Annotated in this window: 16 protein-coding genes; 14 read left to right on the plus strand and 2 right to left on the minus strand. The window is 70.7% G+C overall.

Going from position 1 to position 22832, the window contains the following annotated elements:
• Positions 1-38 precede the first annotated feature (38 nt).
• The 4 genes from ElP_RS26540 to ElP_RS26555 all read left to right on the plus strand — a co-directional run bounded on the left by ElP_RS26540 (position 39) and on the right by ElP_RS26555 (position 6503).
• Positions 39-1484 carry a DUF1501 domain-containing protein gene (locus tag ElP_RS26540; protein ID WP_145275395.1) on the plus strand — a complete coding sequence of 482 codons (1446 nt, stop codon included), beginning with the start codon at positions 39-41 and terminating at the stop codon, positions 1482-1484.
• Between the two features lie 44 nt (positions 1485-1528).
• Positions 1529-3700 (plus strand): DUF1553 domain-containing protein, encoded by a 2172-nt coding sequence (locus ElP_RS26545; RefSeq protein WP_231749271.1) that lies wholly within the window; start codon positions 1529-1531, stop codon positions 3698-3700.
• Between the two features lie 268 nt (positions 3701-3968).
• Positions 3969-5504, plus strand: a complete 1536-nt coding sequence (locus tag ElP_RS26550; RefSeq protein WP_145275401.1) for a sulfatase family protein — start codon at positions 3969-3971, stop codon at positions 5502-5504.
• A gap of 42 nt (positions 5505-5546) precedes the next feature.
• The gene (locus ElP_RS26555) at positions 5547-6503 is read left to right on the plus strand and encodes a prenyltransferase/squalene oxidase repeat-containing protein (protein WP_145275404.1); all 957 of its coding nucleotides are present in this window, start codon (positions 5547-5549) and stop codon (positions 6501-6503) included.
• A gap of 5 nt (positions 6504-6508) precedes the next feature.
• On the opposite strand, the gene ElP_RS26560 is transcribed toward ElP_RS26555, so the two are convergent.
• Positions 6509-7204 carry an HAD family hydrolase gene (locus tag ElP_RS26560; protein WP_145275407.1) on the minus strand — a complete coding sequence of 232 codons (696 nt, stop codon included), beginning with the start codon at positions 7202-7204 and terminating at the stop codon, positions 6509-6511.
• The gene (locus tag ElP_RS26565; RefSeq protein ID WP_145275410.1) at positions 7185-7595 is read right to left on the minus strand and encodes a nucleotide pyrophosphohydrolase; all 411 of its coding nucleotides are present in this window, start codon (positions 7593-7595) and stop codon (positions 7185-7187) included. The genes ElP_RS26560 and ElP_RS26565 overlap by 20 nt, the downstream gene beginning before the upstream one ends.
• Positions 7596-7736: 141 nt before the next feature.
• Here ElP_RS26565 and ElP_RS26570 point away from each other — a divergent pair, with 141 nt between their 5' ends.
• The 10 genes from ElP_RS26570 to ElP_RS26615 all read left to right on the plus strand — a co-directional run bounded on the left by ElP_RS26570 (position 7737) and on the right by ElP_RS26615 (position 22786).
• Positions 7737-8798: an AAA family ATPase gene (locus ElP_RS26570; protein WP_145275413.1), complete on the plus strand. Its 1062-nt coding sequence runs from the start codon at positions 7737-7739 to the stop codon at positions 8796-8798.
• Positions 8799-8822: 24 nt separating this feature from the next.
• A complete protein-coding gene (locus ElP_RS26575) occupies positions 8823-9683 on the plus strand; it encodes a DUF58 domain-containing protein (RefSeq protein WP_145275415.1) in 861 nt (286 codons plus the stop codon).
• A 4-nt stretch (positions 9684-9687) separates the two neighbouring features.
• Positions 9688-10560, plus strand: coding sequence for a hypothetical protein (locus tag ElP_RS26580; RefSeq protein WP_145275417.1), 873 nt, complete (start codon positions 9688-9690; stop codon positions 10558-10560).
• Positions 10561-10564: 4 nt separating this feature from the next.
• The gene (locus tag ElP_RS26585) at positions 10565-11494 is read left to right on the plus strand and encodes a vWA domain-containing protein (protein WP_145275419.1); all 930 of its coding nucleotides are present in this window, start codon (positions 10565-10567) and stop codon (positions 11492-11494) included.
• On the plus strand, positions 11488-12537 hold the full coding sequence (locus ElP_RS26590) for a vWA domain-containing protein (RefSeq protein ID WP_197446389.1): 1050 nt from the start codon (positions 11488-11490) through the stop codon (positions 12535-12537). Before ElP_RS26585 ends, ElP_RS26590 begins: the two co-directional genes overlap by 7 nt.
• 129 nt (positions 12538-12666) lie before the next feature.
• Positions 12667-13392 (plus strand): hypothetical protein, encoded by a 726-nt coding sequence (locus ElP_RS26595; RefSeq protein WP_197446390.1) that lies wholly within the window; start codon positions 12667-12669, stop codon positions 13390-13392.
• Between the two features lie 161 nt (positions 13393-13553).
• On the plus strand, positions 13554-17540 hold the full coding sequence (locus ElP_RS26600; RefSeq protein WP_145275421.1) for a hypothetical protein: 3987 nt from the start codon (positions 13554-13556) through the stop codon (positions 17538-17540).
• An 89-nt stretch (positions 17541-17629) separates the two neighbouring features.
• Positions 17630-19093, plus strand: coding sequence for a sulfatase-like hydrolase/transferase (locus ElP_RS26605; protein ID WP_145275423.1), 1464 nt, complete (start codon positions 17630-17632; stop codon positions 19091-19093).
• Positions 19094-19236: 143 nt separating this feature from the next.
• Positions 19237-20937 (plus strand): arylsulfatase, encoded by a 1701-nt coding sequence (locus ElP_RS26610; RefSeq protein ID WP_231749272.1) that lies wholly within the window; start codon positions 19237-19239, stop codon positions 20935-20937.
• Between the two features lie 25 nt (positions 20938-20962).
• Positions 20963-22786: a sulfatase-like hydrolase/transferase gene (locus tag ElP_RS26615; protein WP_145275427.1), complete on the plus strand. Its 1824-nt coding sequence runs from the start codon at positions 20963-20965 to the stop codon at positions 22784-22786.
• The last annotated feature ends 46 nt before the right edge of the window (positions 22787-22832 follow it).

Raw genomic sequence — 22832 nt, forward strand, 5'->3', positions numbered from 1 at the left:
CCCCCGCCCCGCTCATCCTCCGCGAGACGAGGCCACGCATGAGACGGCATCCCGAATCGGCCGGGTCGATGGCCGGGGCGTCCCGCCGGGGATTCCTCCGAGAGGCGGGGGGCGGCTTCGGCCTGCTGGCGCTCTCCTGGATGCTCCGGCAGGAGCGGGCGATGGCGTCGTCGGGGCCGTCGGCCGACCCGCTCGCCCCGAGGCCGCCGCACTTCGGACCCAAGGTGGATTCGGTCATCTACCTGTTCATGCACGGCGGGCCGAGCCACCTGGAGACGTTCGACCCGAAGCCGGGACTCCGACGCCTGCATGGAGAGCCCCTGCCGGAGAGCTTCGGGCCGGTCGCCACGAGGCGGAAGGTGGCGCACAACCCGCTGCTCGGCTCGAAGAGGGCGTTCCGCCCCCATGGGGAGAGCGGCATCGAGGTCTCGGATTTCTTCCCGCACCTGGCAGGGTGCGTCGACGACCTCGCGGTGGTCCGGTCCTGCTGGGCCGACAGCGTGAACCACCCCCAGGCCGTCTACCAGATGAACACCGGTTCGATCCTGATGGGGCGGCCGAGCCTCGGGTCGTGGGTCGGCTACGGGCTGGGGTCGGAGAGCCGGGACCTGCCCGGCTTCGTCGTGCTGCCCGACCCGGCAGGGGGCATCAAGGGGGGCCCCCCCGCTTATGGGAACGGCTTCCTGCCCGCCAGCTACCAGGGGACCGTCATGCGCCCCGGGGACGATCCCCTGCTCAACCTCCGGCCCCCCGACGGGACGATGTCCCGGGCCGGGCAGCGGCGGATGCTCGACCTCGTCGGCGTCTTCAATGACCGGCACCTGGAATCGAGGGCCGAGGACGGCGAGCTGGAGGCCCGGATTCAGTCGTACGAGCTGGCCTTCCGAATGCAATCCGCCGCGCCGGAGGCGGTCGACCTCTCCCGAGAACCCGCCGAGACGCAGGAACTTTACGGGCTGGACGACCCCACCACCCGGGACTTCGGCGCCCGATGCCTGCTCGCCCGCCGGCTGGTGGAGCGGGGGGTCCGGTTCGTGCAGCTCTATTCGGGGGGGATCGTCGGCTGGGACGCGCATGAGGACGTCGAGTCGAACCACGCCGACCTGTGCTCGAAGACGGACCGGCCCATCGCCGCCCTGCTGATCGACCTGAAGCGCCGAGGGATGCTCGACCGCACGCTGGTCATCTGGGGGGGGGAGTTCGGCCGGATGCCGATGTCCGAGAGCGGCTCGGGGCGCGACCACAACCCGCACGGCTTCACCACCTGGCTCGCCGGGGGGGGGATCAAGGGGGGCACCGTCCACGGCGCGACCGACCCCGTCGGGCTGAGGGCCGAGGTCGACCGCGTCCACGTCCACGACCTCCACGCGACGATCCTCCACCTACTCGGGCTCGACCACACCCGGCTCACCTTCTTCCACAACGGCCGGGAGCACCGGCTAACGGACGTCGCCGGAGAGGTCATCACGCCGATCCTGGCATGACGGGACCCCGAGGGCCGTCGACCCGAATCGAGGGGAGCTTCCGCATGAGACGCCGAGGCCAATGGACCTTCGGATCGTTCTGGGTGGCCGCCGCGTCCCTCGTCCTCCCCGCGGTCGCCCCGGCCTCGGACGGTTTCGACCACTGGGCCTTCGCCCCACCCGACCGGCCCGAGCCGCCGGGGGTCGACGACGAGTCCTGGCCCCGGGTCCCGATCGACCGATTCATCCTCGCCGGGCTGGAGTCCTTCGAGGTCCGGCCCGCCCCCGAGGCCGACCGCCTCACGCTGCTCCGTCGCCTGTCGTTCGACCTGACCGGCCTGCCGCCGACACCGGAACAAATCGACGAATTCCTCGATGACGCTTCACCCGGGGCGTACGGGCGTCTGATAGACCGGCTGCTCGACTCGCCGCACTACGGCGAGCGGATGGCCCAGCATTGGCTCGACCTCGCCCGCTACGCCGACACCGACGGCTTCGAGTTCGACCACGTCCGGCCCGACATGTGGCGCTACCGCGACTGGGTGGTCGACGCCTTCAACGACGACCTCCCCTACGACCAGTTCCTCGCCCTCCAGATGGCCGGGGACGAGCTGGAGCCGGGGAATCCCGAGGCGGCCGTCGCCACGGGGTTCCACCGCTGCTATCCCGACATGGTCGACATGAACGACCAGCGGGAACGCCGGCAGATCGCGCTGGACGACATTACCGAGACGACGGGGCTGGTCTTCCTGGGCCTGACGATCGGCTGCGCCCGCTGCCACGACCACAAATTCGACCCCATCTCCCAGCTCGACTTCTATCGCCTGCAGTCGTTCTTCACCCCGGCCCAGTTCGACGACGAGTTCGTCATCGCCCCCCCGGGCCGTCGGGAGGACCACGAGCAGGCCGTCCGGGCCTGGCGGGAGGGCCTCGCCGAGGTCCGCTCCGCCCTGATCCGGCTGGAAGGACCGGCGAGGGACGCGCTGGAACCGGGGCCCCCCCCGGGGCTGGACGACGAGACGGCGGCCGCGTTCGGGACGGTCGAATCGGATAGATCCCCCGAGCAGGTCCGGCGCGTCTTCGAGGCGCTGGAAACGGATCGTCGGATCGACCCCTCGCGGCTCGCCGGGGCGTTGGGACCCGGTCGGGTCGCCGAGCGGGACGCACTCAGGGGCCGCCTGGCCCGCCTCGATGCGGCCGAGCCGCCCCCCCTGCCCCGGGCCCGGGTCCTGGCGGAGTCGTCCCCCGAGGCGAGGCCGACGCACCTGCTGATCCGGGGGCAGTTCGGCCGGGAGGGGCCGGAGGTGCAACCGGGATTCCCGGGCGTCCTGGCCGACCGAGACGACGGGCCGGTCATCGCGCCGAAACCGGCCTCAACCGGGCGACGCTCGGTCCTCGCCGCCTGGCTCACCACGCCCGACCACCCGCTGACGGGCCGGGTCATGGTCAACCGGCTCTGGCAGATACACTTCGGCCGGGGGATCGTGTCCACCCCCAGCGACTTCGGCACGATGGGCATGCCACCGTCGCACCCGGGTCTGCTCGACTGGCTCGCCGCCGAGTTGCCCGCCCGGGGCTGGAGCCTCAAGGCGATGCATCGGCTGATCGTGACGAGCGCGACCTACCGGATGTCGACCCGGTTCGATCCGGAAGCGGACTCGGTCGATCCGGAGAACGAGCTGTTCTGGCGACACCAACGCCGGAGGCTCGACGGCGAGGCGATCCGGGACGCGCTGCTCGCCGCCTCCGGCCTGCTGGTGCCCGACCTGGGAGGCCCGCCAGTCTACCCCGAGCTGCCGCCGGAGCTGGACGCGATCGGCCGGAAGGGGGACGTCTGGCCGGTCTCCCCCAGGAACGAGGACCGCAACCGTCGGAGCCTCTACGTGTTCGTCCGCAGGAACCTGAGATACCCGTTCTTCGAGGCGTTCGACCGACCGGACACCAACGCCAGTTGCCCGCTCCGGGCCGAGACGACGATCGCCCCCCAGGCCCTCGCCCTGCTCAACGACCGGATCGCCCACGACGCCGCGCGGGGCCTGGCCGACCGGATCGCCCGGGAGGCCGGCCCCGACGCCGACTCCATGGTCGATCACGCCTTCCGGCTCACGCTGGGCCGCCCGCCCGACCCGGCCGAGCGTCGGCTGGCGGCCGGCTACCTCGGCGAGCTCGGGCCCGACGGGTGGATCTCCTTCTGCCTGGCACTCCTGAATCTGAACGAATTCGTCTACCTCGATTGACGAGGCCTTCGCGGGTCGGACCGGCGAGGCCCCCCTCGTCGTGGGCCGAGCGGGTTTCGGGACGCCTTCTCGGCCAGCCCAAACATCGGTCATCCACGCCATTCGGCATCGGGGCCTCCGGAACCTCCTCGAACCCCCGGCCGCCCCCGCCCGACGCAGAGCCCGACCCTCCGATCTCAGTCCGTGCCGCGTCGGGTGGCAACCGGTAGGATGGGCCTCCCCCGGCGACCACCTCACCGATCGGTCGGCCGAAATGGAGAATGCACTCATGACGATCCGAATCAATTCGACGATCGCGTCCCTGGTTCCGCTCGCGGCCCTCGTCGTCCTCCTCGATCGCCCGGCCACCGCCCAGGACGGGGCACCGTCCCGGCCGAACATCGTCCTCTTCCTCGCGGACGACATGGCCTGGGACGACAGCGGCGCGTACGGGCATCCCACCATCAAGACGCCGAACATCGACGCCCTCGCCCGGGAAGGGCTTCGCTTCGACCGCGCCTTCCTGACCTGCAGCTCGTGCAGCCCGAGCCGGTCCAGCCTGATCACCGGCCGGTACCCACACGCCACCGGCGCCGAGGAGCTACACTGGCCCCTGCCGGCGGACCAGGTCACGTTCGTCGAGCGGCTCAAGGAGTCCGGCTATTACACCGCCGCCGCCGGGAAGTGGCACCTGGGCGATGCCGTGAAGGGCCGCTTCGACGAGATCCGGGAGGCCGACCCCCGGGGGTTCCAGCTCCCCTCGGGCGACGACGCCGAGGGCGAGCCCCGGCGATCCGGGACGCTGGGCTTCGACGCCGCCGGGGCCGTCCAGGCGGGTTGCGACCAGTGGGTGCCCGTGCTCCGGGACCGGCCCCGGGACCGGCCGTTCTTCCTCTGGCTCGCGGCGCTCGACCCGCACCGCGACTACCGGGAAGGGACGATCCCCGAGCCGCATTCGCCCGAGGCGATGGTCGTCCCCCCCTACTTGCCCGATACCCCCGAGGTGCGGCGAGACCTGGCGCTGTACTGCGACGAGATCTCCCGGCTCGATCACCACGTCGGGCAGGTCCTCGACGAACTGGACCGGCAGGGGGTGGCCGACGAGACCCTCGTCCTGTTCCTGAGCGACAACGGCCGCCCCTTCCCGAGATGCAAGACGACGGTCTACGACAGCGGCATCCGTACCCCGTTGATCGCCCGGTGGCCGGGCCGGATCGCCCCCGGGGGCGAGAGCGGGGCGCTGCTCAGCGCGGTGGATCTCGCCCCGACGCTGCTCTCGATCGCCGGGCTCGAGGCGGGCCCCACCTTCCAGGGCCGTGACGCCTCCGCGCTGTTCGACGACCCCTCGGCGTCGATCCGCGAGTTCGCGTTCGCCGAGCACAACTGGCACGACTACGCGGCCCGCAAGCGGGCCGTCCGATCGGACCGATACAAGTACATCCGCAATGACGACGCGACCATGCCCCTCACCCCGCCCGCCGACGCCGTCCGCAGCCCGACGTTCGCCGAGCTGAAGCGGCTGCGGGACGAGGGGGGGCTGGGCCCGGATCAGGACGCCTGCTTCGCCCTCCCCCGCCCGGCCGAGGAGCTGTACGACCTGGATGCCGACCCCCACGAGTTGACCAACCTCGCCGACGACCCGAGGCATGCCGAGGTCCTCGACGCGATGCAGGCCGCGCTCGACTCCTGGTCCGCCGAGACCGTCGACGCCCCCCCCGTCGCCCTCAGCGGCGACGAGTTCGACCGGGAATCGGGCAAACCCTTCCCGAATCGCCGCCGCCCGCGGCTCCCGAGGCCCGACCTGACGGGATCCGCGGGACGCTGATCGAGCGGCCCGGGGCAAGTCCACCGATTACGGGGCGAATCCATGTTCCTCCTGATGCTCTCCGCCGCGGTCGCCTCGACGACGACCGGGCCCGAGGCCCCCGAGGCCCGGGCGGTCGCCTACCTCGCGGCGGAGGTCCCCCGCTGGAGGGGGGAGAATGGCTGCGCCTCGTGCCACCACAACGGGGACGGGGCGAGGGCGCTCTACCGGGCGAGGGCCCTGGGGATGGCCGTCCCCGAGTCGGGCACGGCGGACTCGACCGCGTGGCTGCGCCGTCCCGAATCCTGGGAAGACAACGGCGGCGACGGGGCGTTCAGCGACACACGGCTCGCCCGCATCCAGTTCGCCCGGGCCCTGGCCGGGGCGATCGAGGCGGGGGCGGTCGGGGATCGCTCGACGTTGGACCGAGCGGCCCGGCTCCTCGCCGAGGACCAGGGGCCCGACGGCTCCTGGCCGCTCGACGGGCCGGACACTCTGGGATCGCCGGCGACCTACGGCTGGTCGCTCGCCACCCTGGCCGCCCGGGACGTGCTCTCCGCGGCCGACCCCGTCCGCCATCGCCCCCGGATCGATGCCGCGACCGCCTGGCTCCGAGCCCGGCCGATCCGGACGGTGATGGACGCCTCGGTCGAGCTCCTCCGCCGGGATGACCCGGGCGTGCCCGGGGTCGCCCGACGGCGAGAGCTGGCGCTCGACCTGCTCCGCCGCTCGGTCTCGTCCGACGGCGGCTGGGGGCCCTACGAGACCTCCCCGCCGGAAGCCTTCGACACCGCCCTCGCCGTGCTCGCGCTCTCGGCGACGGGGGACGATCAGGCCGGGCGGCTCGCCGGCCGGGGCCGGGAGTTCCTGATCGCCTCGCAGCTCCCCTCGGGGGGCTGGGTCGGGACGACAAGGCCTTCGGGCAACGAGAGCCTCGCCCAGCACACGTCGACGACCGCCTGGGCGACGCTCGCCCTGCTCGAGACGCGACCGACCGGGGAGGAAACGTCCGGGGATTGACGGGATCAGGCGGCGGGATCCGTCGAGACCAAGGCATCGGCCAGCGCGGCGAGCGTCGGCACCTCCAGCATCGGGCTGGGCCGATCCGACGGCCGGGCGGCCCGGGTGCGGTTGACCCAGGCGGCGGGGATGCCGAGCTCGCCGGCCGGTCGGATGTCGTGAAAGTCGCTCTGCGCGGCATGCATCCAGCGGCGAGCGCCGATCCGGCGGCGGGCCTCCTCGAAATGCCCGGGGGCCGGCTTGTAGGAGCCGACGGCCTGGGCGGTCACGATCAGGTCGGCGTCGAAGACGTCGGGCAGGCGGCGGAGGGTGCCGGCGAGCAGGTCCCCGTCGACGTTCGAGAGGATCCCGAGCCGGAATCCGGCCTCGGCCAGCCGCCGCAGGGCGTCCGACGTGTCCGGGAACGGAGGCCAGTCGGGGAGGCTGTCGGCGAGGAACCCGTCGTGGTCGGGTTCGAGGTCCCAGGAGAAGGCCGAGGCGACCCGGTGGGCCGCCTCGGCGAGGATCTCCCGATACGATCGGTACGTCCCGGCCTGGACCTCGGGCTCGATCCGATGATAGGCCGAGACGATCGCCGGGCCGTCGAAGGTCGTGCCCTTCCGGCTCGCCTCGGAGGCGAAGGCGTCGGCGATGCCGCGTTCCCAGTCGACGAGCGTGCCGTAGCAGTCGAAGGTGATCACGTCAAATCGGTTCGGGGTCATCGGGCTCGGACTCCTCGTCGCCCCGGACGTAGGCGGTGTATTTGTCCGATCGGCCGGAGGCGAGATCGGCCGGGTACTTGACCGCCGCGAGGGCCACCTTCTCCTCCAGCGCCGCCGACAGGTCGATGGTGCAGACGTCGGCCAGCCGGAGCAAGGCCCAGAGGCAGTCTGCCAGCTCGTGGGCCAGTTCCCGCTTGAGCGCGGGGTCGGCCAGGGCTTCCCGGGTCTGCTCCTCGGACCGGAACCGAAAGTGTTCCAGCGCCTCGCCCACCTCGATCGCCAGGCAGAGGCCCAGGTCCTTGGGGTGGTGGAACTGCTCCCAGTCTCGCTCCCGGGAGAAGCGGAGGACCAGGTCCATCAGCTCCCGGACGGGGGTCTCGGCGTCGTTCATCGGGGAGGGAGACTCCGAACGATTTCGGAATTTTTCACTGGAATCGGGACGGCGATCGTCGTTATATCATCACCCAAGCGGACAGTCAGCGGCCCCGGTGCCCCGGGGCCCGACGCAGGACCCGATGGGGGCCGAGTACCGATGACCAGCGCCGACCCGAACGCCGCCCCGGCCCCCGACCCCCGATCGTCGGTGCCCCCGGGGACCGCCGAGTTCATCCGCCGCATTCGGGAGCGGGTCGGCACCGTGGTCGTCGGCCAGGACGTGGTGGTCGAGCGGACCCTGGTCGCCCTGTTCACCGGGGGCCACCTGCTCCTGCAGGGGGTGCCGGGGCTGGCCAAGACGCTGCTCGTCTCGGTGCTGGCCAAGACGATCGACTTGGACTTCCGGCGCATCCAGTTCACCGTCGACCTGCTGCCGTCGGACATCGTCGGCTCCGAGATCCTCGACCAGCGGACCAACGAGTTCCGCACCCACCGGGGCCCCATCTTCACCAATCTGCTGCTGGCCGACGAGATCAACCGGGCCGCGCCGAAGGTGCAGAGCGCCCTGCTGGAGGCGATGCAGGAGCGGAAGGTGACGATCGGCAACGACACCTACACGCTGCCCGCCCCCTTCCTCGTCATCGCCACCCAGAACCCGGTCGAGCAGAGCGGCACCTTCGAGTTGCCCGAGGCCCAGCTCGACCGCTTCATGCTCTGCCACCGCCTGCAATATCCCTCGAAGGCCGAGGAGAAGGAAGTCCTCCGCCGCAACGCCGCCCTCGGCATCCGCCGTGAGGATAAGGGGGCGATCGCCAGGACCGAGTTCGACGTGCTGGAGAAGGAGCCGGTCGGCTCGGTCGAGGATCTCGTCCAGGCGATGGAGGCGGTGCAGCTGGTCCACGTCTCGGAGACGTTCACTGATCACGTCGTCGAGGTCGTCGACCGCACCCGGAACCACCCGGACCTCGAACTCGGCTGTTCGCCCCGAGCCGGCATCGCCCTGATCAAGGGGGCGAGGGCACGGGCCCTGATCCACGGGCGGAACTTCGTCATCCCCGAGGACCTGTTCGCCCTGGCCGAGGACGTGATCCTCCACCGCATGCGGCTGAATTACGAGGCCCTCGCCGACGGCCGGACCGGCCCCGAGGTCCTCCGGGAGATCCTCGAGCCGTTCGGCGCCGCCTCGCGGAACGGCCGCGCACCGGCCCGCGTCTCATAACCCCGGCCGGCGGAGGGGGCGCCCATGGAAGCCCGGATCGAACGGCTGGCGGTGATGGACTCCCGGCAGTTCCAGGTCGCCGTCAAGCGGCTGGCCGACAGCCTCAGCTACGGCACCGACCGCTCCCCGCTGCTCGGCTCGGGCCTGGAATACGTCCAGTCGCGCCCCTACCAGTACGGCGACCCGATCAAGGCGATCGACTGGCGGGTCACCGCCCGGACCCGGAAGGTCCACGTGAAGGAATACGAGGCGCCGAAACGCCTGCCGGTGTATTTGTTGGTCGACACGTCGGCCTCGATGACCATCAGCTCGATCGCGCGGAGCAAGTACGAGACGGCGGTCTTCCTGGCCGGCGGCCTGGCCCTGGCCTGCCTGGACCGGATCAGCCCGGTCGGGTTGCTGGGCGTGGGGGAGCGGGGGATCCACGTCCGGCCGAGCCTCTCGAAGGACGCGGTGATGCAGTGGCTCCACCGCCTCCGGACCTTTCGGTTCGACGAGCAGACGACCCTCTCGGGGCGGATCGCCCAGCTCTCCTCGACCCTCCCGCAACGGGCCCTGATCATCCTGCTGAGCGACCTGCACGACCCCGAGTCGCTCCCCGGCCTGAAGCGGCTGGGGCAGCGGCACGACGTGGCGGTGCTCCAGCTCCGGGACCCGGCCGAGGTCGGCCTCCGGGGGGTCGGCTTCCTCCGGGCCCGGGAGGCGGAGACCGGCCGGTCCTTCGTGGTCCGGGGGCGGGACGGCTGGCTCGAGCAGGCCCACGTCACCGACGAGCTGAAGCGGGCCGGGATCGACCACCTCCGGATCGAGACCGACGTGCCGTTCGTCTCCACCGTCCGGCACTTCTTCAAGAACCGGAACATCCTGGGGAGGGGGGCCCGCTGATCCGATGAGCGGACCATCATTTCATCGCCGATCGGGGGGGATAGTCGCCGCCCTGGCCGCCCTGTGCCTCGCTTCGCCGGGGGAGGCCGAGGACGATCCCCCCCTGCCCGGCCGCTCGGTGGGCATGCCCGAACGGATCGAGGTCATCCTCCCCGGCCCGGAGCTGGAGGCCGTCCCGAGGGACGACCGGGAGACCCCGATCGTGCTCCGGGTCGTCCGGGTCGATCCCCACGGCTCCAGGAGGCGCTACGAGCTGGAATTCCTCGGCCTGGAGCCGGGCGAGTACGACCTGACCGACTACCTCCGCCGCAAGGACCGCAGCTCGACGGCCGACCTCGCCCCCATCCCCGTCTCGATCCGGTCGGTCCTCCCCCCCGGTCAGGTCGAGCCGAATGCCCCGAGTCGACGGCCGACGCCCCGGCCCTGGGGGTATCGGGCCCTCGTCCTCGCCGTCGCGATCCTCTGGCTGGCCGGCCTGGCCTACCTGCTCTTCGGGGGGCGGAGGCGACGCGTCTCGGCCTCCCCGGTCGCGGTGCGGCCGAGGACGCTGGCCGAGCGGCTGAGGCCCCTGGTCGAAGGCGCCTCCCGAGGCGACCTCGACCCCGCCGGCCGGGCCGAGCTGGAGCGGCTGCTCATCGGCTACTGGCGCCGTCGAGCCGGGCTGGAGGGGATCGACCCGGCGAGGGCCGTGGCCATCCTCCGGGAACACGACGAGGCCGGGCCGGTCTTCCGGAGCCTGGAGGACTGGCTCCATCGGCCCCCCGGGCCATCCCAAGAAAACATCGACATCATCGAATTATTGAAACCGTATCGCGACCTCCCGGCCGACACACTCGAGCCCGTTGGGTCTCCCGACGCCGCGGGAAAGGGGGCCTGACCCGATGTTCGGCCTGAACCTGAGCTTCGCCCACCCGATCGCCCTAGTGCTGCTCGTCGCGCCGATCCTGCTCTTGCGCCGCGTCTGGAGGCGGCCGGGCCGGCGAGTCGTCCTGCCGTTCGACCACGGCCGCCAGGCCCCCGGGCGGGGATGGGCCGCGCTGATCGACCTGGCCGAGTCGGTCCCCGCCCTGCTGCTGGCGGTCGCCATCCTGCTGATCGCCGGCCCGCAGCGGTTGGGGGAGCCGAGGACGAAGCGCATCTTGACGAACATCGAATTCTGCGTCGACATCTCCGGGAGCATGACGGCGAAGCTCGGCGAGGGATCCCGCTATGACGCCTCGATGGCCGCGATCGACGAGTTCCTCGACTTCCGGGAGGGGGACGCCTTCGGCCTGACCTTCTTCGGCAACAACGTGCTCCACTGGGTCCCGCTGACCAGCGACACCTCCGCCATCCGCTGCGCCCCGCCGTTCATGAGGCCGGAGATCGCGCCGCCGTGGTTCGGCGGCACGGAGATCGGCAAGGCCCTGTTGGCCTGCAAGCGCGTCCTCGAGCAACGGGAGGAGGGGGATCGGATGATCGTCCTCGTCTCCGACGGGTTCAGCTTCGACCTGAGCGACGGCAACGACCTGGACGTGGCGACCGACCTGAAGGAGTCCAACATCGTCCTCTACGCGGTCCACATCTCGGACTCGCCCATCCCCGACGAGATCGTCAACGTGACCCGGCTGACCGGGGGCGAGGTCTTCGAGCCCGGGGATCCGGACGGGGTGAAAGCGGTCTTCCGTCGGATCGACGAGATGCAGCCGGCCCGGCTGGAGAAGACCGCCGCCGAGTCGGCCGACCACTTCGGGCCGTTCTGCGTCGCCGGGCTGTCGCTGCTCGGGGTGGTCGGGCTCGCCTCGTTCGGGGTGAGGTACACGCCATGGTGATGCTGCCCGAATTGATCGCCACCGCCGCCGCACTGGTCGTCGCCGCCGCCGAGCTGCTCCACGCCCGGCGTTGCCGACGCCTGGCCCGGCTCGCGTTCGGGCCCGCCGGGCGGCCCGAGGCCTGGGCGCGATCGGCCGGGGCGGCCCGCGTGATCGGCGCAGCGCTGCTGTCGTGGGGCCTGGCGACGCTGATGATCCTGCCGCCGAAGGTCCGCAGGGCGGAACAGGTCTCCGATGACGAGCGGCGGCACCTGATGATCGTCTACGACGTCTCCCCGTCGATGCGGCTCGTCGACGCCGGCCCCGACCGGGGGCAGAGCCGACGCCAGCGGGCGGCCGACGTGATCGGCTCGATCTTCAAGCGGGCGCCGATGGACCAGTTCCTCGTCAGCGTGGTCGCCTGCTACACCGGTTCGAAGCCGGTGGTGGAGGACACGATCGACATGGACGTCGTCCGCAACATCTTCGACGAGTTGCCGATGGACCACGCCTTCACCTCCGGCGAGACGGACCTGTTCTCCGGCCTGGAGGAGGCGGCGAGGATCGCCCACCCGTGGGTCCCCCGGACCGCCTCGCTGGTCCTGCTCTCGGACGGGGACACCGTGCCCGCCTCGGGGATGCCCACGCTGCCGGCGTCCATCGATCAGGTCCTGGTCCTCGGGGTCGGCGACCCGCGCAACGGGTCGTTCATCAACGGCGGCCAGTCGAGGCAGGACGCCGGCATGCTCCGTCAGATCGCCGCCCGCCTGGGGGGCACCTACCACGACGCCAACGAGAATCACGTGCCGAGCGACCTCGTCGCCCGGCTCACCCTGGTCCCCGAGGCCAGCCCCTTCGAGCGGCTCACCCGCCGCGAATACGCCCTGATGGCCACCGCCACCGGGGCCTCGATCCTCTCCCTCCTTCCGCCGCTCCTGCACCGGGCCGGCACGAGGTGGCGGCCCGGCGTACCCGTCCCCGACCGTCCCGTCCGGGTCCCGCCCCCGCGCGGGGATCCCTCCCGGTCGAGAATCGGGGACGCGGTGGGGTCGGGACGACGTTAGAATGTCGGACAGGTGTCGGATTTCCCGGACGGGGATCCGACGGCCCGATCGAGCACCTCCTCCGGCTGCCCGATGATCGAAGCGGAGACGTCCAGGGGACACGATCCTTCCACCCACACGGGGACGACCATGCGGAACCTGATGCTCGTCTGCTGGTTGATGCTTCCGGTGCTCGCCGGGGCCTACCATTACGGACCCGGCCAGGACAAGCTGGCCCTCGACGACGCCGCCCGGACGCTCGCCGCGGCCGACCGACTCGCGGCCGACGGCCGGGCCGCCGAGGCCGCGGATGGCTACGCCGAGGCTTTGAGCCAGCTCCCCGACGGCCGGGAGGCCGAGGCCCACCGCGTCCGATTGGAGCGGGCCAAGGCCCTGCTCGCCGCGACCCCGTCGCAGTTGCCCGAGGCGCACCTCGACCTCGAGGCGCTCCTCGAGGACCTGGACGCCGACGAGTCGGCCGACCCCGAACTGGTCGACGAGGCCCGCGGGGCACTGGCGAACACGCAATATTATCTGACCTGGTTGATGCGCCTGGAGGGGCTCGGCCGGGAGGAGTGGGAGCCCGAGATCGAGGCCGCCCGGCAATCCTACACCCTGCTCGCCGAGCGGGCCGACGACGCGGGGGATGACGAGGCCGCCTCCAAGCACCGGGAGGACGTGGAGGCCGCCATCCGCCTGGCTCGGATGGACCTCGGCGAACTGGAAGGACTTCCCATCCCGGGCCAGTGCAAGAACTGCAAGAGCGGCCAGTGCCGATCCAAGGGCAACAAGCCCGGCAAGAAGCCGGGGAAGGCCAAGGCCGAGGACGCCCGAGGGGCCAGCTCCGGGCCGCCGCCCGACGGCCGAGGGTCCTGATCCGGGACGAAGTGGTGCGGGCTCCCGGGTGCCCGCCGGATCGGCCGATCGCCCGATCCGGCGGCGTCCGGGCTCCCGTCCCCCGATCCCGCCAAGGCCAAGGTGTCGGGCGACTCGCCCGTCGGTCCTCCGCCCGCCCCCAACCCCCGTGACGACGCACCATGGACGCCCGAATCCTGCTCAGCGCCCTCGCCTTCGCCTCCTCGGCCGTGCTCGGTTCCCCGTCCTGGGCCCGGGTGACCCCATCGGATCGGATGCCCGACTCGGCCGAGACCGTCTTCGCCCCGGGGCCGGAAGGCCCCTCGATGACCGCCGAGCAGAAGGCGAGCGCCGAGCAGGAGGCGCAACAGCGGAAGCAACAACGGCTCCAGAAGATCCAGCAGTTGACCTTCGACCGCCGCCCGTCGTCGATCCTCAAGGCATGGGCGACCCCCGAGGGCGAACAGGCCGAAACCCCGACCGACGCCCCCCCTGGCGGTGTCGAGACCAGCCCCGGGGCCGGGGCCGATCCGGCCGTCTCGACGCCGAACGCCCCTCGGATCTCGGGGGCGACGACGATGACCGTGATCCGGGCCTCGGGGGGCATCGTCGTCTCGAGCCGTGCCACCACCCTGCCGACGCAGGGGGGGGTGGAGGTCGTCGAGGGGATCCTCACGGATTCGGGGAATGCGGCGGTGGAGCCGACCGTCACGGATACCGTCGCGGGCTCGACGGCCGACGACGACGGCTTCGACGGTCAGTTGAAATCATTCCAGCGCGACGTCACCCTCGGCGACTGGGAGGACTGCGGCACGATCCTCGCCGAACTGCCCGAGGACGAGGCGAAGGCCCTGTATACCCGCCTCGTCCAGACGCTGCCGAATCCCCCGATGCCCGGGGCGGAGCAGGCGGCCTCCCCCGAGATGGTGTCGGGGATGGTGATGACGGTGCAGCAGCCGACCAACCCGCAATTCATGGAACAAAACGTCGTATCGAATGAAGATGTGATCGCGATCGCCGGCATGGCCCCGGTCGAGCTCGACGCCCCGCTCCTCTCGGCCCTGGGGCGACTGCTCGCGGCCTCGCTGCAGCAGGGGCACGCGGTCGAGGACTTCGCCGATCGGGTGCGGGCCCAGCTGGGGGCACCCGAGCAGGATCGGGCCGTCTCGGGACGCCAGGCCGCCAAGCTGCTCATGGGCGCCGGCCGGGCCATCGAGGCCGGTGAGTTCCTCCCCAGCATCGAGCAGGCCGAAGCCGACGACGATCGGGAGGCCCTGAATCTCCTGTCGCGTCACCATCTGGCCCAGCACGCGAAGGATCGCAAGGCGGGGCACCTGGAGCGGGCCTGGGCGGTCACCCAGGCCGTGCTGGCCGTCGGCGACGTCGAGGCGTCGGAGAAGGACGAGGCGCTCACCCGGGCCGTCGAGCTGGCGCCGAAGGTCGCCGAGGAATTCGGGCTGGCCTGGCTGGAGGAGAGCTTCGTCGAGCGTCCCGACCGGGGCATGGAGATCATCGCCGCCATCGGCAAGGCGGCGGCCCAGGGGCTCCAGGCCCGGCCGTTCGACACCGACTTCCGACTCAAGGCCCTGGAGCTGCAGCGGACCGCCGTCGACGCCCTGCTCGCGGCCGCCCCCGACCGCGCCGACTCATGGGCCGAGTCGCTCCAACTGCTCGCGCTCGCCTGGCTCGCCGAGGCCGAGCACTCCCGCCAGTTCGACACCTCTTCCAGCCTCGGCCCCCGGATGACGCGCGACATGTACGGCAACATCTTCTTCTCCCAGCCGGGGGACGAAGACATGCAGATGCAGATGATGGCCCAGAATAACAACATGCCCCGGCCGCTGCAGGTGGCCGACGTGCTGAAGGCCCGACCTGGGGGTCCCTGGCTGGACCGGGTCGACCCGGCGCTCACGCCGAGATTCGCCGCGGTCAACGCGCAGCTCTACTTGAAGGTCGGGGAGGAGTCGGAGGCCTTCCCCTTCATCGAGCAGATTGCCGGATCCCACCCCGAGCAGGCCAAGGGGCTGGCCGAGGAATTCCTCCGGATCTGGACCCGCAACCACGACCCGAACGCCGCCCGGAGCTACACGAACCCCTACATCTTCATGTACGGCTTCGAGCGGCGGGCCGAGAGCATCCCCCTGACCCGGTCCAAGCAGGAGCGCAACCTCCGGGAACTGGCCGGGTGGATCCGCCGGCTGGAGTCGCTGCCGATCGAGGGGATCGACGAGCGTCTGCTCGCCAACGCCTTCACCACCAGTCATAGCAAGGCCGAGGTCTACCGCCTCGAAGACATCGAGGACGTCTTCGGCCCCGTCGACGGCCTGGAGCCGAAGACGATGGCCTTGCTCATCCAGCAGATGCGGGACAACCTCAACGGCATCTGGCGACTGCCCGCCACCCAGGAGGACTCGAAGACCCGGCGCCGGGAGCGGGACATCCGCGCCGAGGTGCTCCGGGGCTACGAGGTCGCCCGTGCCGTCGTCGATCGGGGCCTGAACCAATGGCCGGGCCATCACGCGTTGATCCAGGCCGGTGCCGCCGTCGAGCATGACCTGAATAATTACCTGCAGGAGCTGGAACCCACCCCCAGTTTCGCCCCGAAGCGGCTGGAGGCCCTCGATCGCTTCCGGGAGGCCGCGGCGGCCTACGCCGAGGTCGCCCCCGGATTGTCGGAGGACGAGCAGTCGGTCGACGTCTACCAGCAATGGTTCGCGGCCGGCCTCGGCGCCTGCGACCTCGGCAACATCAAGCCGGAGCACCAGGGGGATCCGAAACAGCCGCCGAAGATCCGGGAGGCGATCGAGTCGCTCCCGGGCGACGCATCGAAGCGGCACATGGACATGTTCGCCAACTCCATCTTCACCCGGTTGAGCACGGTCGGCCCCGAATTGAAGGGCCGCTACCTCGACGCCGCCTTCGCCATCGTGGGGGACCACCCGCAGGCCGCCGAGGCGAGAAAGGTCCACGAGTATTACAAGGACCTCATCACCGAGATCGACCTCGACACCCGGGTCGACGGCCCGACCGACATCGGCTCCGGCTCGCCGTTCGGCCTGTTCGTCGACCTAAGGCACACCATAGAGATCGAGCGGGAGTCGGGCGGCTTCGGGCGATACCTCCAGAATCAGAACACCGGCATCGCCTCCTATTACAACTACGGCCGGCCCCTGGAGAACTACCGGGACAAGTTCGAGGAGGCCGTCCGACGCGCCCTTGAAGAACACTTCGTCGTCCACTCGATCACGTTCCAGCCCGAGGACGTCCACTCCAGGGCCACCGAACGTCCCGGGTGGCGGGTCACGCCGTATGCATACGTCTTGCTCGAAGCCCGGGGCCCGGAGGTGGATTCCGTCCCGCCGCTCCGGCTGGACCTGGACTTCCTCGACACCTCGGGCTACGTCGTGCTGCCCGTCGAGTCGGCCAGCCTGCGGGTCGATGCCTCGACCGACGCCGGCCCCCGGCCGTTCGACGGCCTCCAGGTCACCCAGACCCTGGACGAGCGCCAGGCCGAGCAGGGTCGGCTGATCCTGGAGGTGAAGGCCGTCGCCCGGGGGCTCGTGCCCGAACTTGAGGAACTGCTGGAGCTGGACAGCCCCGGCCTCTCCGTCGCCGAGGTGGAGGATCAGGGGCTCTCGGTCGCCCGGTTCGACCCGGAGGCCGACGACGTGGTGGTTGTCTCCGAACGCACCTGGGTGGTGGATCTTCACGCGGACGACGCCGAGGCCGGCCCTCCGGCCGAATTCCACTTCGCCTCGGTCGAGGTCGACCCCGCCGAGGTGACTTACCAGCGCTACGACGACGCCGATCTCGCCGAGGTCGAGCCCGTCATCGCGCTGGAGCGGGACTACGGCGACCGGGATCTTGGCTGGCTCTGGGTCTCGCTGGGCGCGGCGGCGGTCGTGGTGGTCGCCGTCCTGGCGGTCGCCTTCAGGCCGAGGGAGGCAGACCAGGTCCCGGAGGCCTACCGGATTCCCGAGCCGCTCACGCCGTTCACCGTGCTCGGTCTGTTGCGGGACATCGAGCGCCACGACGGCTTCCCGGGGCCGCAGCACGACGAGCTGGCGGCCACGATCGACCGGCTGGAGACGTACTATTTCGTCACCCCGGCCGGGGAGGAGCCCGATCTCAGGGGGATCGCCGAGGACTGGGTCCGCCGGTCGGCCTGACCGGAGGGATCGGGAGGTTGTCGGGTCGGCCCGCCCATGCGAAACTCGGGGCGTCCCGGGACCGACCGCCTAACGATCCGGAGGCCTCCATGTCCCGCCAATTCCCCGCCGCACCGGCCGTCGTGGCCCTGCTGCTGGCCTCCCTCCCCGCCCCTGCACGGGGCGAAGCCCCCTCGGCGGCTCCGCCGGACCTCCTGTTCCTGTTCGCCGACGATTTCAGCTTCGAGGCCATCGGTGCGCTCGGTTTGGTCGACATCGAGACGCCGAATCTGGACCGGCTTTACGGCCGGGGCACCGTCTTCTCCCGTGCCCATAACATGGGCGGCTGGAACGGCGCCATCTGCGTCGCCAGCCGCTCCATGCTCGTGACCGGCCGGACGATCTGGGACGCCTCTCGCATCTACGAATCAACCGATGCCGAGCGACGAGCCGGTCGCACCTGGCCCCAGATGCTCGCGTCCGCCGGCTACGAGACCTGCATGACGGGCAAGTGGCACATCAGGACCGACGCCGCCTCCGCGTTCGACGTGGCCCGCCACGTCAGGCCCGGGATGCCGGACCAGGCCGACGAGGGATATCACCGCCCACCCCCGGGCAAGCCCGACCCCTGGGACCCCGCCGACCCCCGCTTCGGCGGCTACTGGTCCGGCGGGACTCACTGGAGCGAGGTCACGGCGAACGACGCGATCGAATTCATCGGCCGTGCGAGCGGCCGAGAGTCGCCCTCCTTCATGTACATCGCCTTTAACGCCCCCCACGACCCGAGGCAATCGCCCCGGGAATTCGCCGAGCGCTATCCGCCCGATCGGGTCGCCCTGCCGGACGACTTCCTGCCCGTGTATCCCTTCCGGGATGAGATCGGATGCGGCCCCGGCCTCCGGGACGAGGCCCTCGCCCCGTTCCCCCGCACCGAGCACGCGGTGAAGGTCCACCGGGGCGAATACTTCGCGATCATCTCCCACCTCGACCGGCAGGTCGGCCGGATCCTCGACGCCCTCGACTCGTCCGGCAAGGCCGACTCCACGATCGTCGTCTTCACCGCCGACCACGGCCTGTCGGTCGGCCACCACGGGCTGCTCGGCAAGCAGAACCTGTACGAGCACAGCACCCGGGTCCCGTTCGTCCTCGCCGGTCCGGGGATCGAGGCCGGGCGCGTGATCGACACGCCGATTTATCTCCAGGACATCATGCCGACCACCCTCGAACTGGCCGGGCTCCCCGTGCCGGACTACGTCGGATTCGCCAGCCTCCTCCCCCTCCTCCGGGGCGATACCGATGCGCCGATCCGGCCCTCGATTTACGGCGCCTACATGGACCTCCAGCGCTCGGTCACGCACGACGGATACAAGCTGATCCTCTACCCCGAGGCCCGCGTCGCCCGGCTCTTCCACCTCGACGACGACCCGGGCGAGCGGCGCGACCTCGCCGGAGACCCTTCCCAGGCCGACCGCCGAGCATCGCTCTACCAGGAGCTGCTCCGGCTCCAGGAGGAACTGGGAGACCCGCTCGACCTCCGCGCCACGTTCGGGGAGTTGAACGTTGGAGGCGGTTGATCGGCCGACGAACGGCACTCGGGGCGTCGATCACGCCCTCTCATCCCTCGCCCAGGTGGACGATGCATCCAGCGTTCCTCCTCCCGATCGTCGCGATCTGCTCCTCGCCTCCGGGATCGCAGTCATCCGAAGGGCCCCCCAACGTGGTCGTCTTCCTCGCCGACGACGCCGGATGGGGCGATTACGGCGTGAACGGGAATCGACTCGCCCGGACGCCCCATATCGATTCGATCGCCAGGGACGGCGTCACGCTCGATCGCTTCTACGTCTGCCCCGTCTGCTCGCCGACCCGGGCCGAGTTCCTCACCGGACGCTACTACCCGAGGACCGGTGTCCGGGGGGTCTCGACCGGGCAGGAACGCATGGGTCTGGGCGAGCGGACCGTGGCCGAGGCGTTCAAACACGCCGCTTACGCCACCGGCGCCTTCGGCAAGTGGCACAACGGCAGCCAGTGGCCCTATCACCCGAACGCCCGAGGGTTCGACTCGTACTATGGCCACACCGCCGGCCACTGGGGGGAATACTTCGATCCCCCCCTGGAGTCCGACGGGCTCCCCGTGCGGGACCGCGGTTACATCGTCGATCTCTGCACGGATCGGGCGCTCTCGTTCATCGAGGCCCACCGAGACGGCCCCTTCTTCTGCTACGTCCCCTTCACCACCCCCCACTCTCCCTGGGCGGTGCCCGAGGCGTACTGGGAACGCTTCGAGGACGCCCCTGTCGAGCAGCGGGCGACCGTCCCCGACCGGGAGGTCCTCGACCAGACCCGTTGCGCCCTCGCCATGCTGGAGAACCAGGACTGGAACGTCGGCCGGGTGCTCCGCAAGATCGACGAGCTCGAGCTCTCCGAGGACACGATCGTGGTCTATTTCTCGGATAACGGCCCGAACAGCTGGCGATGGAATGGTGGGATGAGGGGCCGCAAGGGTAGCACCGACGAGGGGGGGGTCCGCTCCCCCTGCTTCGTCCGCTGGCCCTCGAAATTGCCGCCCGGCCGGACGGTGGGAGAGATCGCCGGGGCCATCGACCTCCTCCCCACGCTGACCTCCCTGGCCGGCGTCCCCCGGGTCGGCGACGCCCCTCTCGACGGCCTGGACCTCGCTCCCCTGCTGCTCGGCACCGCCGAAGGCTGGCCCGATCGGGAACTCTTCTCCAGCTGGGGCGGGCAGACCAGCGTCCGCACGACGAGGTACCGGCTCGATTCGCAGGGGAGGTTGTACGACATAATCGCCGATCCCGGGCAAGCCGCCCCCGTCACCGTGGCCCGGCCGGAGGTCGCCACGAGGCTCAATCGGGCCGTCTCGGACTGGGACGCGGAGATGTTCGGCGACGAACGCTCGGCCGACTCCCGGGGTGAGGTGGATCCGAGGCCCTTCCCGGTCGGCCACGCCGAGTTCCCACGCACCTGGCTCCCGGCCCGCGACGGCGAGCCCAGGGGAGGCGTCCGCCGCAGCTCCGACGCCCCAAATTGCTCGTACTTCGTCGACTGGACCGACCTGGACGACTCCCTCGTCTGGGAGATCGAGGTGGACGAATCGGGGGACTACGAAGTGGAACTCCTCTACACCTGCGCCCCGTCGGATGTGGGCTCGACCGTCGTGCTGGAATTCGGCGAGCATCGCCTGTCCGGCACCGTGAGCCCTGCCTGGGATCCGCCACTCTATACAAACCAGGACACACTGCCCCGACCTCCCGCGGAGTCACAGATGAAGGAGTTTCGCCCGCTCTCATTGGGCACGATCCGGCTCCGAAAAGGTCGAGGCCCGCTCACGCTCCGTGCCCTGGAGATCCCCGGCGCCGAGGTGATGGACCTCAGGGCGATCACCCTGACGCTGCTCCCCTGATCGGAGCCCCATTGGGCCATATCCGATGAACTCGATCCGACTCGTCTCCCCGTTCTCCGCGATCCTCGCCCTGGCCGTCTCCCCCGCCGCCGCGGCCGACCGGCCCAACATCCTCTGGGTGACGAGCGAGGACAACAGCCCCCTGATCGGGTGCTACGGCGACCCCCTCGCCCGGACGCCGAACCTGGACCGGCTCGCTGGGCATGGCGTCCGCTACACCCACGCGTTCGCCAACGCCCCGGTCTGCTCCACGGCACGATCGACGCTGATCACGGGCATGTACGCCACGACCCTCGGGATCCATCACCACCGGAGCCGGGTCCGCATCCCCGACCGGTTCCGACCCTACCCGGCCTACCTCCGGCGGTCCGGCTACTACTGCACGAACCGCTCGAAGACGGATTACAACGTCGCCGACCTCGACAATCCCTGGGACGAGAGCAGTCGCCGGGCCCACTATCGCGATCGGGACCCCGGCCAGCCGTTCTTCGCTGTCTTCAACCTGACGACCACCCATGAAAGTCAGGTCGCCCCCCCTCCGGGGAAGGCCGAGTTCCGGGTCGCCCCGGAGCGGGTCGCCCTGCCGCCCTGGCACCCCGACACGCCGGAGATCCGCTTCGACTGGGCGAACTACTACGACCAGATCTCGTTGATGGATGCCCAGGTCGGCACCCTCCTCGACGAACTGGAGGCGGAGGGCCTCGCCGACGATACGATCGTCTTCTACTTTTCCGATCACGGCGGGGCCCTCCCCAGGGGCAAGCGGAACATCCACGACTCCGGCACCCGGGTCCCGCTGATCATCCGGTTCCCCGAGAAATGGGTCCACCTCGCCCCCGCCGGGCCCGGGACCTCGGTGGACCGCCCGGTCAGCTTCGTCGACCTGCCTGCCACGCTGTTCAGCCTCTGCGGGGTGTCGATCCCCGAACACTTCGAGGGCCGGGCCTTCCTCGGCCCGCAGGAGGCCCCCGCCCGGTCGCACGTGTTCCTCTATCGGGGCCGCATGGACGAACGGGATGACACCGTCCGGGCCATCCGGGACCGTCGGTTCCGATATGTCCGCAACTATGCGCCCCACCGGCCGTGGGGGCAGCATTACTCGTATCCCTTCGGCGTCCTCCCCAGCATGAGGTCCTGGTACGCCGAGTTCCAGGCCGGCCGCTGCGACGACGTCCAGGCGAGATACTGGGGGCGGAAGCCGCCGGAGGAACTCTACGAGGTCGAGTCCGATCCGTTCGAGATCCATAACCTCTCGGGGAGCCCGCAACATGCCGAGGTGAGGGATCGCCTCCGAGGCACGCTCCGGGACGAGTTGATTTCCACCCGGGACGCCGGCTTCATCCCCGAGGCGATGATGCCCCGGCTCGCCGGCGAGGGGACGATCTACGACTATGCCCGAGGCGGCTCGTATCCCATCGATCGGATCGTCGACCTCGCCGACGTGGCCTCCTCGAACGACCCCAGAGGACTCCCGGCGCTCCTCGAGGCCCTCGACGACCCCCACCCGGTCGTCCGCTACTGGGGGGCCCTCGGCTGCCTGATCCTCCGAGGTGAAGCCGCCCCCGCACGGCCGAAGCTGGAGGTGCTGCTCCGGGACGACTGGGCCGACGTCCGGGTCACCGCCGCCGAGGCAATCGCCCACCTCGGCGAGGCCGAGGCCGCGCTCCGGGTCCTCGACGCCGTGATCCGCCGCGGCGAGGCCCCCGAGGTCCTCGCCGCCTTGAACTCGCTGGAGTACCTCTGGAGGGACGGCCTCGTCCCTCTGGATCGCGTGCGGGAAATGGTCACCGGCCTGCAACTCTCCGAGCCCGCTGACCGGATCCCGAACTTCCTGCTGGGCGACCGCTGAGCATGCGGTCCTCGGCCGATCCGACTCATCCTCGCCCCCGATCTCG

The organism is Tautonia plasticadhaerens (assembly GCF_007752535.1).
Taxonomy (GTDB): domain Bacteria; phylum Planctomycetota; class Planctomycetia; order Isosphaerales; family Isosphaeraceae; genus Tautonia; species Tautonia plasticadhaerens.

Bases quoted from the DNA above. Each gene is read 5' to 3' on its own strand.
- ElP_RS26540 (WP_145275395.1), top strand. From the start codon at position 39: ATGAGACGGCATCCCGAATCGGCCGGGTCGATGGCCGGGGCGTCCCGC.
- ElP_RS26545 (WP_231749271.1), top strand. From the start codon at position 1,529: ATGAGACGCCGAGGCCAATGGACCTTCGGATCGTTCTGGGTGGCCGCC.
- ElP_RS26550 (WP_145275401.1), top strand. From the start codon at position 3,969: ATGACGATCCGAATCAATTCGACGATCGCGTCCCTGGTTCCGCTCGCG.
- ElP_RS26555 (WP_145275404.1), top strand. From the start codon at position 5,547: ATGTTCCTCCTGATGCTCTCCGCCGCGGTCGCCTCGACGACGACCGGG.
- ElP_RS26560 (WP_145275407.1), bottom strand. From the start codon at position 7,204: ATGACCCCGAACCGATTTGACGTGATCACCTTCGACTGCTACGGCACG.
- ElP_RS26565 (WP_145275410.1), bottom strand. From the start codon at position 7,595: ATGAACGACGCCGAGACCCCCGTCCGGGAGCTGATGGACCTGGTCCTC.
- ElP_RS26570 (WP_145275413.1), top strand. From the start codon at position 7,737: ATGACCAGCGCCGACCCGAACGCCGCCCCGGCCCCCGACCCCCGATCG.
- ElP_RS26575 (WP_145275415.1), top strand. From the start codon at position 8,823: ATGGAAGCCCGGATCGAACGGCTGGCGGTGATGGACTCCCGGCAGTTC.
- ElP_RS26580 (WP_145275417.1), top strand. From the start codon at position 9,688: ATGAGCGGACCATCATTTCATCGCCGATCGGGGGGGATAGTCGCCGCC.
- ElP_RS26585 (WP_145275419.1), top strand. From the start codon at position 10,565: ATGTTCGGCCTGAACCTGAGCTTCGCCCACCCGATCGCCCTAGTGCTG.
- ElP_RS26590 (WP_197446389.1), top strand. From the start codon at position 11,488: ATGGTGATGCTGCCCGAATTGATCGCCACCGCCGCCGCACTGGTCGTC.
- ElP_RS26595 (WP_197446390.1), top strand. From the start codon at position 12,667: ATGCGGAACCTGATGCTCGTCTGCTGGTTGATGCTTCCGGTGCTCGCC.
- ElP_RS26600 (WP_145275421.1), top strand. From the start codon at position 13,554: ATGGACGCCCGAATCCTGCTCAGCGCCCTCGCCTTCGCCTCCTCGGCC.
- ElP_RS26605 (WP_145275423.1), top strand. From the start codon at position 17,630: ATGTCCCGCCAATTCCCCGCCGCACCGGCCGTCGTGGCCCTGCTGCTG.
- ElP_RS26615 (WP_145275427.1), top strand. From the start codon at position 20,963: ATGAACTCGATCCGACTCGTCTCCCCGTTCTCCGCGATCCTCGCCCTG.